This is a genomic window from Actinotignum urinale DSM 15805, assembly GCF_000420445.1.
In the GTDB taxonomy this organism is placed as follows: Bacteria; Actinomycetota; Actinomycetes; order Actinomycetales; family Actinomycetaceae; genus Actinotignum; species Actinotignum urinale.
The window spans coordinates 70,065-83,064 of sequence record NZ_ATUY01000004.1 but is presented as its reverse complement, the minus strand read 5'-3'; the positions used below and the strand labels follow the sequence as shown (position 1 = coordinate 83,064).

14 protein-coding genes are annotated in these 13,000 nt (G+C 48.1%); 13 read left to right on the top strand and 1 reads right to left on the bottom strand.

Annotated elements, in window-relative coordinates:
• Window positions 1–22: 22 nt before the first annotated feature.
• On the bottom strand, window positions 23–1,186 hold the full coding sequence (locus tag G445_RS0104225; RefSeq protein WP_040430573.1) for an ABC-three component system protein: 1,164 nt from the start codon (window positions 1,184–1,186) through the stop codon (window positions 23–25).
• Window positions 1,187–1,584: 398 nt separating this feature from the next.
• Between G445_RS0104225 and G445_RS0104220 the strand changes: the two genes are divergently transcribed.
• The 13 genes from G445_RS0104220 to G445_RS0104160 all read left to right on the top strand — a co-directional run bounded on the left by G445_RS0104220 (window position 1,585) and on the right by G445_RS0104160 (window position 12,999).
• Window positions 1,585–2,115, top strand: coding sequence for an RNA polymerase sigma factor (locus G445_RS0104220; protein ID WP_019133505.1), 531 nt, complete (start codon window positions 1,585–1,587; stop codon window positions 2,113–2,115).
• 214 nt (window positions 2,116–2,329) lie between these two features.
• Window positions 2,330–2,644, top strand: coding sequence for a hypothetical protein (locus G445_RS0104215; protein WP_019133506.1), 315 nt, complete (start codon window positions 2,330–2,332; stop codon window positions 2,642–2,644).
• The gene (locus G445_RS0104210) at window positions 2,634–3,761 is read left to right on the top strand and encodes a DUF2800 domain-containing protein (protein ID WP_022866309.1); all 1,128 of its coding nucleotides are present in this window, start codon (window positions 2,634–2,636) and stop codon (window positions 3,759–3,761) included. The genes G445_RS0104215 and G445_RS0104210 overlap by 11 nt, the downstream gene beginning before the upstream one ends.
• A complete protein-coding gene (locus tag G445_RS0104205) occupies window positions 3,762–4,325 on the top strand; it encodes a DUF2815 family protein (RefSeq protein WP_019133508.1) in 564 nt (187 codons plus the stop codon).
• 10 nt (window positions 4,326–4,335) lie between these two features.
• The gene (locus G445_RS11465; RefSeq protein ID WP_022866308.1) at window positions 4,336–4,476 is read left to right on the top strand and encodes a hypothetical protein; all 141 of its coding nucleotides are present in this window, start codon (window positions 4,336–4,338) and stop codon (window positions 4,474–4,476) included.
• A 68-nt stretch (window positions 4,477–4,544) separates the two neighbouring features.
• Complete coding sequence (locus tag G445_RS0104195) at window positions 4,545–6,518, top strand: DNA polymerase (protein WP_022866307.1); 1,974 nt, start codon at window positions 4,545–4,547, stop codon at window positions 6,516–6,518.
• Window positions 6,519–6,787: 269 nt separating this feature from the next.
• A complete protein-coding gene (locus G445_RS0104190) occupies window positions 6,788–7,459 on the top strand; it encodes a Rha family transcriptional regulator (RefSeq protein ID WP_022866306.1) in 672 nt (223 codons plus the stop codon).
• On the top strand, window positions 7,459–7,860 hold the full coding sequence (locus tag G445_RS0104185; RefSeq protein ID WP_022866305.1) for a DUF7768 domain-containing protein: 402 nt from the start codon (window positions 7,459–7,461) through the stop codon (window positions 7,858–7,860). The genes G445_RS0104190 and G445_RS0104185 overlap by 1 nt, the downstream gene beginning before the upstream one ends.
• Window positions 7,857–10,061: a phage/plasmid primase, P4 family gene (locus G445_RS0104180; protein WP_022866304.1), complete on the top strand. Its 2,205-nt coding sequence runs from the start codon at window positions 7,857–7,859 to the stop codon at window positions 10,059–10,061. Before G445_RS0104185 ends, G445_RS0104180 begins: the two co-directional genes overlap by 4 nt.
• A 175-nt stretch (window positions 10,062–10,236) precedes the next feature.
• Window positions 10,237–10,611 carry a VRR-NUC domain-containing protein gene (locus G445_RS0104175; RefSeq protein ID WP_019190602.1) on the top strand — a complete coding sequence of 125 codons (375 nt, stop codon included), beginning with the start codon at window positions 10,237–10,239 and terminating at the stop codon, window positions 10,609–10,611.
• Window positions 10,608–11,978 (top strand): DEAD/DEAH box helicase, encoded by a 1,371-nt coding sequence (locus G445_RS0104170; RefSeq protein ID WP_022866302.1) that lies wholly within the window; start codon window positions 10,608–10,610, stop codon window positions 11,976–11,978. Before G445_RS0104175 ends, G445_RS0104170 begins: the two co-directional genes overlap by 4 nt.
• A 71-nt stretch (window positions 11,979–12,049) precedes the next feature.
• Entirely contained in the window at window positions 12,050–12,484 is a 435-nt protein-coding gene (locus G445_RS0104165; protein ID WP_019190604.1) for a DUF1492 domain-containing protein, read from the top strand.
• Between the two features lie 116 nt (window positions 12,485–12,600).
• A complete protein-coding gene (locus G445_RS0104160; protein ID WP_456151100.1) occupies window positions 12,601–12,999 on the top strand; it encodes an HNH endonuclease in 399 nt (132 codons plus the stop codon).
• Window position 13,000: the final 1 nt, after the last annotated feature.

The window sequence follows — 13,000 nt, the reverse complement described above, 5'->3', positions numbered from 1 at the left end:
ACTCTCTTCGTATGAAAATAATTTATTTGGTAAGAGCATCGAATACCTCACAAGACTGTATAAAATACGAAATCACGATGTAGCAATAGCGAACATCCTGTTTCGTAATGCTTTGCAGGCGTTCTGCCAACAACTGATAAATCAGCTCCGCCGGCAGATTCTTTTTCGCGAGCTTTTGGTAGGACACTTTGATTTGTGCCCTAAGTAGCTCGTCGCTGAAGACTTCCTGCTTGACCAGTTGTTTCATGTTCTTTTCTATGAAAAGGTAGTAACGCGTGACATTTCGCATTACCTCATCTAAAAGAAAATAATCCGCATCCTGATCTATCTTTTTTGTCACCGTAATGGCGTTATAGTTTAAATCCGCAAAATCGGAGACTTTGGCTCGACTAAGGTTTTCCAATACACGCCTGATGCCTTTTTCTATGTCCGTTCCGCGAAGCGTGGTGCGGGCATTATTTGTCTGGACCTGCAGCTGTTTTATCTTTTGCAGCTCTTTTTCGTCGGCTTGAGTATGTTTTAGACTGTAAGACTGAAAGCAGTCATGGCAAAGCGGAATCAGGTTTTCATAGCAGTTTTTATTGCCGGAAATATGAGCAACGCAGTAGTCATCTTTGCTTTGATGATCATCCGCCACTGTTTGAAGATGTTTGGAACAACCAGGCTTTGAGCAAGTGTGCTTGCAGTCTTCCAAGAGCGTGGCACCGTATTTTTTCTTTGCCCGCTCGGATGTCATATTAGCCTTTGCCATCTTGCGGTCATTTTCAAGCTCAGGATTAACGATAAATTCCAAAGACTCCTTGATGAGGTCAAAGATCACCTCTGCCACGTTAGCCCTTGTGACTTTTTTGTCAGTGAATGGCTGGACGTCCTCGGCTAAAGCATTGAGTAAGGACTCGTCCTCATCATATTCGTTGATATACGCCAAAGAGTTTACAAAATTATCTTTTGTCATCCTACCGAGCATGGCTTTGGCAAGTTTCTTTGAAATACCACGCTTATAAAACTTATATAGGGATGCATCTTTATACCGTGAGTCTGAAGATGGATCCTTTTTTGTGCTCCATTCTTCCTCTGGTATATCGCAAAACCTTTGAATTAAATCTCTCATAAAGTCCGGAACCTCAGCATCTTTCATGAGGTGCGGATGAATGGCATGCAAAAGTTCTGTGAACAGCATCTTCATCACCCCTCTTTCCGATTTTGTCCAAACTGTCCAACGTTGTCCAAGAGTGTCCAAATACGAGATGAACCATTTCGTATATTGAGTATGACCACTGAGAGACAAGCAAATTATACCAAAAATCTTCATATTAAACAACAGAATATTGGCATTTGCAAATCTCAATTTGGCAAATCTTGGATGCTTCCTTCTTGGAACATCCGAGTCCTGATGGGTGGCTGCATCGTCTGATCAACGGTGGCGCACGGTTCTCATCCGGCAAGTAAATATTTCTGACTTCGTTATGCGCAAGCGCAGTCACAACCCCGAGCGGAGATTTCCGCGGGGCTTGTGGTCTGTTTACTGCGCCCATTTTGCCTTGCCCTTCTCCGTCTCGGATTCGAGATGAAGGAGGTCTGTAAATGGCAGCTCAAAATGTATCAAAGATTTATATTCGCGGTCTCGGTCTGGTCGAGACAAGCCCTGAACACAAGAAAGACTACGAGAACGAATGCGCCCGTATCCGCATGAAGATGCAGTATCACGGCGAATGCCACGTCACCAAGGCAAACATCAACCGTTGCGATGGCATATGCGTCGGCTGTCCATTTCGTTCTGCCGGGAAGTTTGTCTCCATCCATGACACCGTACAAACAGACAGCGCGCTTACCTACGCCGATGTGCTTCCCGCATCGGAAGCTTATTCACCGGAAGGCGTCCTTGCGCGTAAAACATTGCGCGAAGAACTCAGCCGTATTTTCGCAGGTCTCACGGACGAGGAGCGCCAAATCATCCGTCTTGTTGTCGCCGGTCAATCCGAGCGCGACATGGCAGAAATCCTCGGCATCAAACGCACCACACTGAACTACCGAAAACGTCAGCTTTTTGCTCGGCTGAAAAGCCGGCATCCGGAGCTTCGTGACCTTCTTTTGGATCTCATCTCTTATTCCTAAACCTTAAACCTTCGTCCAACGTCCCTCCCTTTCTTCAGGGAGGGATAGAGGGGCAAAACGGCAGGCCCCGAAGGAAAGGAGGTAGCCATGAGACCACAAAGCAATGTGCCGGGTGTGACAAGAGAAGAACTCATCGAAGTGCTCTCTGCCATATCAATTATCACCAAAGACCTGACAAGAAAACTGATTCAGACAAAGAAAGGAGGCAATCCCTATGGGACAGATGAAAAAGATGAAAGCTGTTATAGACGACCTACATTCCTGTAGCGAACAACTAAGCGATATCGCTGCCGAGCTGGAAGCGATGTTCAGCACGGCACCGGAAGAAGTGGCGGTTCCTGCAGCAACGCCAAAGCCGGAGCTGAAGCTTGAAGACGTGCGGGCCGTCTTAGCGGACATCTCCCGTGCGGGTCACACCGCAGAAGTGCGCGCCCTGATCGAAAAGTACGGCGCGGACAGGCTCTCTAAAGTTGATCCGAAAAATTACGAAGCTCTGCTTCATGACGCGGAGGTGCTCCATGCCAAATAAACATGCGCTGCTTTCCGCATCGAGTGCCTATCGCTGGCTTGCCTGCCCGCCATCAGCTCTGCTTTCGGCAAAGTATGAGGACACGTCAAGCTCTTATGCACAAGAAGGCACCGCGGCGCACGCTCTTGCCGAGTACAAGGTGCTGAAAGCGTTAGGCAGGAAAGCCGATGATCCGACGGAGAATCTTGATTATTTTAACGAGGAAATGGATGAAGCGACCGATGCCTATGCTGGCTACGTGCTGGAGCAAGTCGCCGAAGCTAAAAAGGCAACGACTGATCCAATCGTTCTGGTGGAACAGCGTGTGGACTTTTCCACCTATGTACCGGATGGTTTTGGTACTGCCGATGCACTCATCATCGCCGACGGCAAGCTTTCCATCACAGATCTCAAATATGGACAGGGCGTGCTCGTTGAAGCCGATCATAATCCGCAGCTCATGTGCTATGCCCTCGGGGCCTATGAGATGTTTTCTGCGCTCTATGACATTGAGACCGTATCGATGACTATCTTTCAGCCACGGCGTGACAACGTATCCGTCTTTGAGATGAAAGCATCGGATCTGCTGGAATGGGCAGAGAACACACTCAAACCAAAGGCGGAACTTGCCGCCGAAGGTAAAGGCGACTTTACAGCCGGCGAACATTGCCGCTTCTGCAAGGCAAAGGCCGACTGCCGAGCCAGAGCGGAAGCCAATCTCGCGCTGGCAAGATATGACTTTGCCCTTCCGCCTACCTTAACCGATGCGGACATCGAAGCGATTTTGCCTCTTCTTGATGAACTTACAAGCTGGGCGGAAGACATCAAGGCCTATGCCCTGACACGTGCAGTGGCAGGAAAAGAGTGGCACGGATATAAGCTCGTCGCAGGAAGAAGCAACCGTAAATACGTAAACGAAGATGCCGTCGCAAAGAAGGTATCCGATGCAGGCTTTAATCCTTATGAGGAAAAGCTCCTCGGCATCACCGCTATGACCAAGCTCTTAGGCAAAAACCGCTTTGAAGAGCTGCTCTCATCTCTTATTGAAAAGCCGCAAGGAAAACCAACCCTCGTGCCGGAGTCCGATAAACGTCCGGCCATGAATTCAGCAAAAGAAGATTTTAAGGAGGAAAATTAAATGTCAAAATTTACAAACCCGATGAAGGTTATCACAGGAAAAGACACTCGCTGGAGTTATGCCAATGTGTGGCAGCCAAAATCCATCAATGGAGGCACACCGAAGTACAGCGTTTCGCTCATTATCCCCAAGTCCGATACCATCACTTTAGGAAAAATCAAAGCTGCCATCGAAGCTGCCTACAAGGAAGGTGAAGCCAAGCTGAAAGGAAACGGCCGCTCGGTACCTGCGCTTGCGGCAATCAAAACGCCGCTTCGTGACGGAGATGCTGAACGTCCGGACGATGAAGCCTATGCAAACAGCTACTTTGTAAACGCGAACTCCACCACCAAGCCGGGCATCGTCGATGCCGACCGAAACGAAATCATCGACAGCTCAGAGGTCTACTCAGGCGTTTACGGCCGAGCATCTATCAATTTTTATGCGTTCAACTCCAACGGAAACCGCGGCATCGCCTGTGGTCTCAACAACCTGCAGAAAATCCGTGACGGCGAGCCGCTCGGCGGTCATGCTTCTGCTGCAGAGGATTTTGCAACCGATGATGACGATGACTTCTTGAGCTAAGAGGTGCGCCATGACAACTGTACTTGATTTCATGTGCCAGCTCATCTTATCGATGGCTGTCGGATTCACCTTCGGTGCCGCCTTTGCCAACGTGCTCATTGCAAGACTGGAAAAGCGCGAGAAGAAAAAAAACGACACCACAACCCGTTAAAAGCAAATGATGCGGAGAGGCAGACTGGAGATGCAGTCTGCCTTTCTGCCTATTTAGGAGGTGAAATTTTGAAAACACTTAGCATTGATATAGAGTCATTTTCGTCCGTTGAACTGGCCAAAGCAGGCGTATATAAGTACGCCGAAGCGCCTGATTTTAACATTCTGCTCTTCGGCTGCTCGATCGATGGCGGTGAAGTTCAGGTCATCGACCTTGCACAAGGCGAACAAATCCCCAACGTCATTCTGGATGCATTGACAGACGACACCGTTATTAAATGGGCATATAACGCGAATTTTGAGAGAGTTTGTTTATCTCGCTATCTATCAGATATGGGCATGAGCCTTGATCCCTTTCATGACCATCATCCGCTTTCAACAGAGATGGCAAGATTTCTTAATCCCGCCTCTTGGCGCTGTTCGATGGTCTGGGCAGCAACTTTGGGTCTTCCTCTATCACTGGAAGGTGTCGGTAAAGTACTCGGCCTTCAAAATCAAAAGATGAAAGAAGGTAAAGACCTCATTCGCTATTTCTGCATGCCGGACAGGCAAACCGGAAAACGACATCTTTCCTCTGATGCACCGGACAAGTGGAAAACCTTCAAGGCCTACAACAAGCGCGATGTCGAGGTGGAACTTTCCATAAAAGAGAGGCTCAAAAATTACCCAGTGCCGGATTTTCTCTGGGACGAATACGCCATTGACCAGGAGATTAACGACCGCGGCGTGAAAGTCGACCTTGCTTTGGCCAGCGCAGCCGTTGAGATGGACAGGCGCTCCAAGGATGAGCTCATCACCAAAATGAAGAACATCACGAATCTGGAAAACCCTAATTCGGTCGTTCAGATGAAAGACTGGCTTGCCCAAAACGGTATGCCCACGGAGTCGCTCGGCAAAAAGCAAGTCGCAGAACTGATTCAAACCGCACCGCCTAAGCTGCGGGATGCTCTTGTGCTTCGCAGTCAGCTCGCCAAATCATCGGTTAAGAAATATCAGACGATGCAAAATGCCGCCTGTAAAGACGGCAGAGTTCGTGGCATGTTCCAGTTCTACGGCGCCAATCGAACCGGCCGCTGGGCAGGGCGGCTTGTCCAGATGCAAAATCTGCCAAGAAACCACCTGCCGGATCTTGGCGCTGCCAGAGCGCTGGTGAGAGTAGGAGATTTTGAAGCTGTTAAATTCCTCTACGAAGATGTACCGGACACCTTATCCCAGCTGGTACGGACCGCTTTTGTTCCAAAGGAAGGTCATAAGTTCATCGTTTCCGACTACTCAGCCATTGAAGCCAGGGTTATCGCCTGGTACGCAGGGCAGCAAGATTCCCTCGATGCCTTTGTAGCCGGAAAAGACCTTTACTGCGAGACGGCATCGCGAATGTTCGGGTTACCCGTCGTTAAACACGGTATCAATGGAGAACTCCGCCAAAAAGGGAAAATAGCAACACTGGCCTGTGGCTATGGCGGCTCGGTCGGAGCCTTAAAAGCGATGGGCGCGCTTGAGATGGGACTTTCCGAAGAAGAATTAAAACCCATCGTTGATGCTTGGCGATCTGCCAATCCGAAGATCGTCAGATTCTGGTGGGACGTGGATCGTGCCATCCTTGAAGCTGTCCGCCATAAGAAAGTCACCAAGACACACGGTCTCACCTTTCGCTGCCGTTCCGGCATGCTCTTCATCATGCTGCCCTCCGGAAGGGCCTTAGCCTATGTAAAACCAAAGCTCGATGAGAACCGCTTCGGATCTCCCTGCGTCACCTATGAGGGTGTCATCACCGGAAAGAAATGGGATCGCATTGACTCCTACGGTCCAAAGTTCGTGGAAAATATCGTGCAGGCAACTGCTCGTGACATCTTGGCCTATGCCATGCGGACACTTCATAACTGCTCGATTGTTATGCATATCCATGATGAGGTCGTGATTGAAGCCGATCCTCGTATGTCCCTTGATGCAGTCTGTGAACAGATGAGCCGCACGCCGCCGTGGGCTGAAGGCTTGCCGCTCAAAGCCGACGGCTATGAGTGCGAGTTTTACAAGAAAGATTAAAAAGTCTCGGCTACCAAAACGGTAGTCGAGATTGTTTTAAGGGAGTGAACGTTTCGTTCACTCTATGAGAGCGATGCTGCTCAATAACACTTTGTTATTGAGTTTTCAAGGGTGTCACTTTTCGCTACCTCCTTTTGCGGTTTTAGCAATCTGAGCAGTGGCATGTTTTTTATTTTCTCTAAAAAGTTCGTCCAAACCATCTCCGTTTCTTCAGGAAGTGATGAGGGCAGCAATGGTGCTCCCTCCATCTGTAGAAACGGAGGTTTTTAATGCAAGAACTAATTCCAAAAGACGAATACGGAGTATTCGCAGACAACCATGACACAGCTCGTGTCGATTCAAGAGCAATTGCGCAATTTTTCGAGAAAGAACACTTCCATATCCTGCGCGACATTCAAAAACTCACTGAATCCAAATCTGGATTGAGTGAACAATTTGTTAAGCTCAATTTTGAGCTCAGTAGTTATAAGGACAATACCGGACGAAAACTGCCCTGTTACTACTTAACTCGTGATGGTTTCACCATGTTGGCAATGGGATACACCGGCAAAAAGGCAATGCGGTTCAAAGAACTCTATATCAAGCGTTTCAACGAAATGGAAACCTTCATCAAAACGCTGGTATCGGCAAGACAGGAGTTCCCACTGCTGACGGAAAACATCCAGCTTCTCCATGACAACCCGAAACCATATCACTACTCGAACGAATGCAATATGCTTAACCGCATCGTGCTTGGCATGGATGCCAAGCATTACCGAGAAGTACACGGCATCGATAAAGGAACATCCATACGTCCGTATCTTTCGCAAGATGAAATCTCCATGCTCAACATTTTGCAAAAAGTCGATGTCGGACTGCTTGTTGCCGTCCCTGATTTTCAGCAACGAAAACGCTACCTCGAATGGTATGCCATGAAACTACAAATCAAGGAGGTGCGCTGATGGAAAACCTATATCAAAACGCAGAAGGCTACGCGGATCCGACCGCCTATGAAGCAATCTTTAAGACGCATCGCTATCCTTATATGCCGCTTGTCTATATCGCCTCTCCTTATGCTGGAGATGTTGAGAAAAACACCGAAGCCGCCAAGCGCTATGCCCGCTTTGCCGTTGATCAAGGCTTTATCCCAATCGTGCCCCATCTCATGTATCCGCAGTTCATGGATGAGAAAAGCGAACGTGAGCTGGCGCTTTTCTTCGGACAAATCCTGATCGACAAATGCACCGAGCTTTGGGCATTTGGAAAACCCTCTCTCGGTATGACCAAAGAGATCGGATATGCCAAATACCACAGGCGAAACGTTCGCTATTTCACCGAGGACTTGAAGGAGGTTGAAGAATGAGAATCAGCTATTCGAATGTTCGCGGCAAGAAAACAAATACAAGCTATCCCTTTATTGCAGAGATCAAAACGGCAGACGACCTGAAAAATGTCGCTGCCTTTGATCACGTCTGTGCGATTTACAAGGATGGCTATAACCAGCGCAAGAAGCTCATCAAAGGTTACCGGAGCAATAAAACCTTTCAGGAATCCGACTGTCTGCCGCTGGACTGTGACAACGTATCTTCCGATCCATTAGCTTCAGATATTCCGCCTGCTGAGTGGAAAACCCCGAAAGATGTTCAAGCGGCTTATCCTGACGTGCGCTTTTTTGTGGTTTATTCTCGAAATAACATGAAGGAAAAGGACGGCAAAGCCGCGCGTCCCAAGTTTCACATCTACTTTCCTCTGAAAACTTCCATAAGCGATGCGAAGCTATATAACCGCCTTAAGAAAAAAGTGCGGGCAAGGTTTCCCGCCTTCGATGATGGTGCTCTCGATGCAGCACGTTTCTTCTTCGGTGTTGAGAATCCACAGGTTGAATATTTCGATGGTACTTTTTGCATTGATGAATTTATGAGCCGTGCCAATGCCAAAATCACAGAAGGCGCGCGAAACACTACCATGTCCCATTTTGCAGGACTTGTGCTCAAGAAATATGGCACCGATGACAATAAAGCGCATGAAGCCTATCTTGAGGAAGCAAAAAAATGCACACCGCCCCTTTCCGAAGAAGAGCTCGCCAGCATCTGGAACAGCGCAGTCGGTTTTTACAACAGCACCATCAAAGCGGATAAAAACTATATCTCGCCTGCCGAATACAACAGCATGGAATTCGAAGAAAGTCTCATCCCGTCTGACTTTACTGATGTCGGACAGGCAAAAGCCTTTCTCGAAGCGGCTACTGACAAGGTCATCTATGTCAAAGGTCTCGGTCTCTATTATTTCACGGGAAAGGTCTGGAAAGACGATGACCTCTTAGTGCAGAAAGCGCTGCAGGGATTTACCCATAAGCAGCTCTGCCTTGCGTGGAAAATGATGAATGAAGCGGAAAGTGATGAAACACAGGAAAAAGCGGAAGCCTTCTACAAGTTTGTCTTAAGCCGCCGGAAATCTTCCAACATCAAGGCAACTATCACTGAGCTGAAACCGATGGTGCAAGTCGATGTGAAAAGGCTTGATCAAGACGGTTTTCTCTTAAATACACCGGACGGGACAGTGGATCTTCGCACAGGAAAACTGCGGACGCATGATCCGAAGGACTACTGCACCAAAATTTGTGCTGTGTCACCAAATGACAAAGGTATGGACGAATGGCTCCGGTTCCTTCGTGACTTCACCTGCAAAGACAAGGCTCTCGAAGATTACCTGCAGCTGGAATCCGGTGTAGAGTGCATCGGAGAAGTCTTAAATGAGAATCTTGTGATCCAGTACGGTGAGGGCGGAAACGGTAAATCCACCTTCAATAACGCCAAGTTCTATGTTTTAGGAGACTACGCCGGTACCATCTCCGCCGAGCTGTTAACCGTAAAGCCGACCAAGAACAAAGGTGCGGAGCTTGCCGAGACACACAACAAGAGGCTTATTCTCGCAGCCGAGCTACCCGAAGGGAAAAGGCTCGACTCAGGCTCTTTGAAAAATCTCTCCAGCACAGATCCCATCCATGCTGAGAAAAAATTTGAAGCACCTTTTAACTTTATCCCGACACATACGACGGTGCTTTATACCAACCATCTGCCCAAAGTTGGGACCATCGACAAAGGCACCTGGGACCGCCTGATCGTTATTCCTCTAAAGGCAAATTTCAGGGGTGCCAAGGGAGAAATTAAGAACTATGCCAAGGTGCTGTCCGAGCAATGCGGCGGGGCAATCCTCTCGTGGATGATTGCGGGAGCAAAGAAATACATTGATGCCGACTACAAACTTGTCCCACCAAAATGCGTCAAAGATGCCATGAATGCTTACCGTGAAGAAAACGACTGGATCAGCCATTTCTTAAGTGATTGCTGTGAGGAAGAAAAAACAGCTACCCAAAAAGCGGGTGAGCTTTATGAGAAGTACCGTGAGCACTGTGATGAGATCGGTGAATACAAAAGAAGCTCTGCTGATTTTAAGCGAGTTCTGATAGCACAAGGTTTTACTTGGCAAAAAACCGCTGAAGGCAACATATGGATAGGGCTTCACCTGAAACAAAACGGTGTTCTTAATGGAGGACGATTCTAAATTCAAAAACACGAGAAAACCCAGTTATATCAATAAGTTTCGTGGTTTTATGGAAGGCAATGGAAGCCATTTATATCTATCGCATAAATAAAAATCAACTCATCTATATGTAGTGATGATTTTGAAAAATATAGATATGTTACGTGGCCTCCATCGCCCTCCATACCCATCCCTGATGAAGCAGCAGGAAAAATTGCTCCTTGCCTTGAAATATCAGATTTATCGCCTGACGGCTTACGTGTTTAACGAAACGGAGAAAGTGATGAATGAAAAATCAATCGAACAAAAACTTGTCAAAGCCGCTAAATCCAAAGGTGGATTGTGTTTAAAACTTGTTTGTCCCGGCTTTGACGGCATGCCGGATCGGCTCGTGCTTTTACCTAACGGCCATATCGGTTTTGTCGAGGTAAAAGCTCCCGGCAAAAAGCCAAGACCGCTCCAGCTGGTACGGCACAGACAACTAAGGGATTTAGGCTTTCTGGTTTTCGTCTTGGGCGACCAAGAGCAGATCGAAGAAATACTCACAAAGATTGGAGGTGATGCCACATGAAGTTCATAGCCCACGACTACCAGAAATACGCCACCCGCTATATCGAAGAGCACGATGTTTCTGCAGTCCTCTTGGATATGGGCTTAGGCAAGACGGTCATCAGCCTTAGTGCCATACTTGACCTTCTCTTTGATCGCTTTGAAGCTCACCGCATTTTAATCGTAGCCCCACTTCGAGTCGCAAGAGAAACGTGGCCATCCGAGATCAAGAAATGGGATCACCTCTCCATGCTGACTTATGCGGTCGCCGTCGGAACGCTAACAGAGAGAAAAGCCGCGCTCCTTCAGGGCGCAGACATCACCATCATCAACCGGGAGAACCTCTCCTGGCTCATTGAAGAATCAGGACTTCCTTTTTCCTTTGACACGGTTGTGGTCGATGAACTCTCTTCTTTCAAGAATCATAAGGCCAAACGCTTCAAGGCTCTCATGAAAGTTCGTCCCAAGATAAAACGCATCGTGGGACTTACAGGTACGCCTGCGGCAAACGGGCTCATGGATCTTTGGGCGGAGTTCAAGCTCCTCGATATGGGAAAACGGCTCGGACGCTTCATCTCTCACTACCGGGAGCGTTACTTTGTCCCGGACGCTCGAAACGGGCAGGTCATCTTTTCCTACAAGCCAAAGCCGGAAGCAGAGGCGGCCATCTATCGAGCAATATCAGATATCACCATTTCCATGAAGGCAAAAGACTTCCTGAAGATGCCCGAGCTTATCAGCGTCACGCACGAAGTCGAAATGACCGACTGTGAATACGCTGACTATGAGAAGCTGAAAAAGGAACTGGTGCTGTCAGTCAAAGAAGATGAAATCACGGCCTCCAATGCCGCCGTTCTCACCGGAAAGCTTACTCAGATGGCAAACGGTGCGATCTATGCCGATGATGGGAAAGTCGTTCATCTCCATGATCATAAGCTCGACGTTTTGGAAGACATGGTTGAAGCGGCAAACGGCAAGCCACTTCTTGTCGCCTATAACTTCAAGCACGACCTAACGCGTATCGAAGATAGGCTCAAGAAGCTCAAGGTGAACTACCGAAAGCTCGATAAGGCAGACTCCATCCAAGCATGGAATGAAGGCAAGGTCGCTGTCGGGCTGATTCACCCCGCATCAGCAGGACACGGGCTTAACCTTCAAGCCGGCGGCTCAACGCTTGTATGGTTTTCGCTTCCTTGGAGCTTGGAACAATACAGTCAAACCAACGCAAGGCTCTGGCGGCAAGGGCAAACATCTGCCACCGTAGTGATTTCTCATATCGTATGTAAGAACACCATTGATGAACATATCCTCACGGTACTGAAAAACAAAGACAAAACGCAGGCAGCCTTAATTGATGCGGTCAAGGCAACCTTAGGACAATCCAAGTAAATCTAAGACAATCAGAGTCAACCTCCGTCAATCCGAGGGAAACCATCACTTGTTTTCACGGAGGAATAAAAATGCTGACACCAAAAGAGTATCTGCGCCAAGCCTACCGCCTTGACCAGAGAATTAATGCAACCATTGAGGAAGTCAAAAATCTGCGGGAGATGTCCGAAAGCGTCTCAGGACTTCGCTACCGGGAGGATCCCATTCAAACCACTCGTTCTATCGATGCACCATTTATCCGCGTGCTGGAAAAAGCGTGGGAGATCGAAGAACGCATTGCTGATGAGCTGTCGATACTTTATGACCTTAAAGAACAGATCAAAGATGCGATTGCAACGGTGAAAAATATCGACGAGAGACTCGTGCTTCAGTACCGCTACATGGATGGTATGACATGGGAAGCAATCGGCGAAACACTGCATGCTGACCGCACAACAGTCTGGAGATGGCATGGACGTGCCCTGCAGCACTTTAAGATGCCCAAATGTCCGATTGAGCTGGAATAATGCACGTTTTACAACACTTTGCAACAACATGCCACATGCCCTGACGTGGTAATATATAGTCAGGAAAAATATAAAACGAAAGCTCCAAAGGGAGAAATCCCCGAGGAGCTTTTTTCATGCCAAAAAGGAGGTGCGGATTGCCAAGAAAACCAAAAAAGCCGTGTTCTTATCCCGGGTGTCCGAATCTCACGGACGGCCGGTTCTGCGAAGAACACGAAAAGAAATATAACCGTGACTACGAAAAATATAACCGCGACAAAAACACCAAGAGAAAATACGGTCATGCTTGGAAAAGAATCCGGGACCGCTACATTGCGGCGCATCCTTTATGTGAGGAATGCCTGAAAGAAGGACGTTACACCAAAGCAACAGAGGTGCATCACCGCACTCCACTCTCTTGGGGCGGAACGCACAAGGAAGACAACCTTGAAGCGCTTTGTCATGAGTGCCATTCGAGAATCACGGCACTTATGGGAGATCGCTGGCATAACAAAAAGCCACCCCGGAAGGAGTGAC

Coding starts and splice junctions, on each gene's coding strand:
- G445_RS0104205 (WP_019133508.1), top strand. CDS start 3,762: ATGTCAAAATTTACAAACCCGATGAAGGTTATCACAGGAAAAGACACT.
- G445_RS0104190 (WP_022866306.1), top strand. CDS start 6,788: ATGCAAGAACTAATTCCAAAAGACGAATACGGAGTATTCGCAGACAAC.
- G445_RS0104210 (WP_022866309.1), top strand. CDS start 2,634: ATGCCAAATAAACATGCGCTGCTTTCCGCATCGAGTGCCTATCGCTGG.
- G445_RS0104185 (WP_022866305.1), top strand. CDS start 7,459: ATGGAAAACCTATATCAAAACGCAGAAGGCTACGCGGATCCGACCGCC.
- G445_RS0104175 (WP_019190602.1), top strand. CDS start 10,237: ATGAAGCAGCAGGAAAAATTGCTCCTTGCCTTGAAATATCAGATTTAT.
- G445_RS11465 (WP_022866308.1), top strand. CDS start 4,336: ATGACAACTGTACTTGATTTCATGTGCCAGCTCATCTTATCGATGGCT.
- G445_RS0104180 (WP_022866304.1), top strand. CDS start 7,857: ATGAGAATCAGCTATTCGAATGTTCGCGGCAAGAAAACAAATACAAGC.
- G445_RS0104160 (WP_456151100.1), top strand. CDS start 12,601: ATGCCAAAAAGGAGGTGCGGATTGCCAAGAAAACCAAAAAAGCCGTGT.
- G445_RS0104165 (WP_019190604.1), top strand. CDS start 12,050: ATGCTGACACCAAAAGAGTATCTGCGCCAAGCCTACCGCCTTGACCAG.
- G445_RS0104215 (WP_019133506.1), top strand. CDS start 2,330: ATGGGACAGATGAAAAAGATGAAAGCTGTTATAGACGACCTACATTCC.
- G445_RS0104220 (WP_019133505.1), top strand. CDS start 1,585: ATGGCAGCTCAAAATGTATCAAAGATTTATATTCGCGGTCTCGGTCTG.
- G445_RS0104225 (WP_040430573.1), bottom strand. CDS start 1,186: ATGAAGATGCTGTTCACAGAACTTTTGCATGCCATTCATCCGCACCTC.
- G445_RS0104170 (WP_022866302.1), top strand. CDS start 10,608: ATGAAGTTCATAGCCCACGACTACCAGAAATACGCCACCCGCTATATC.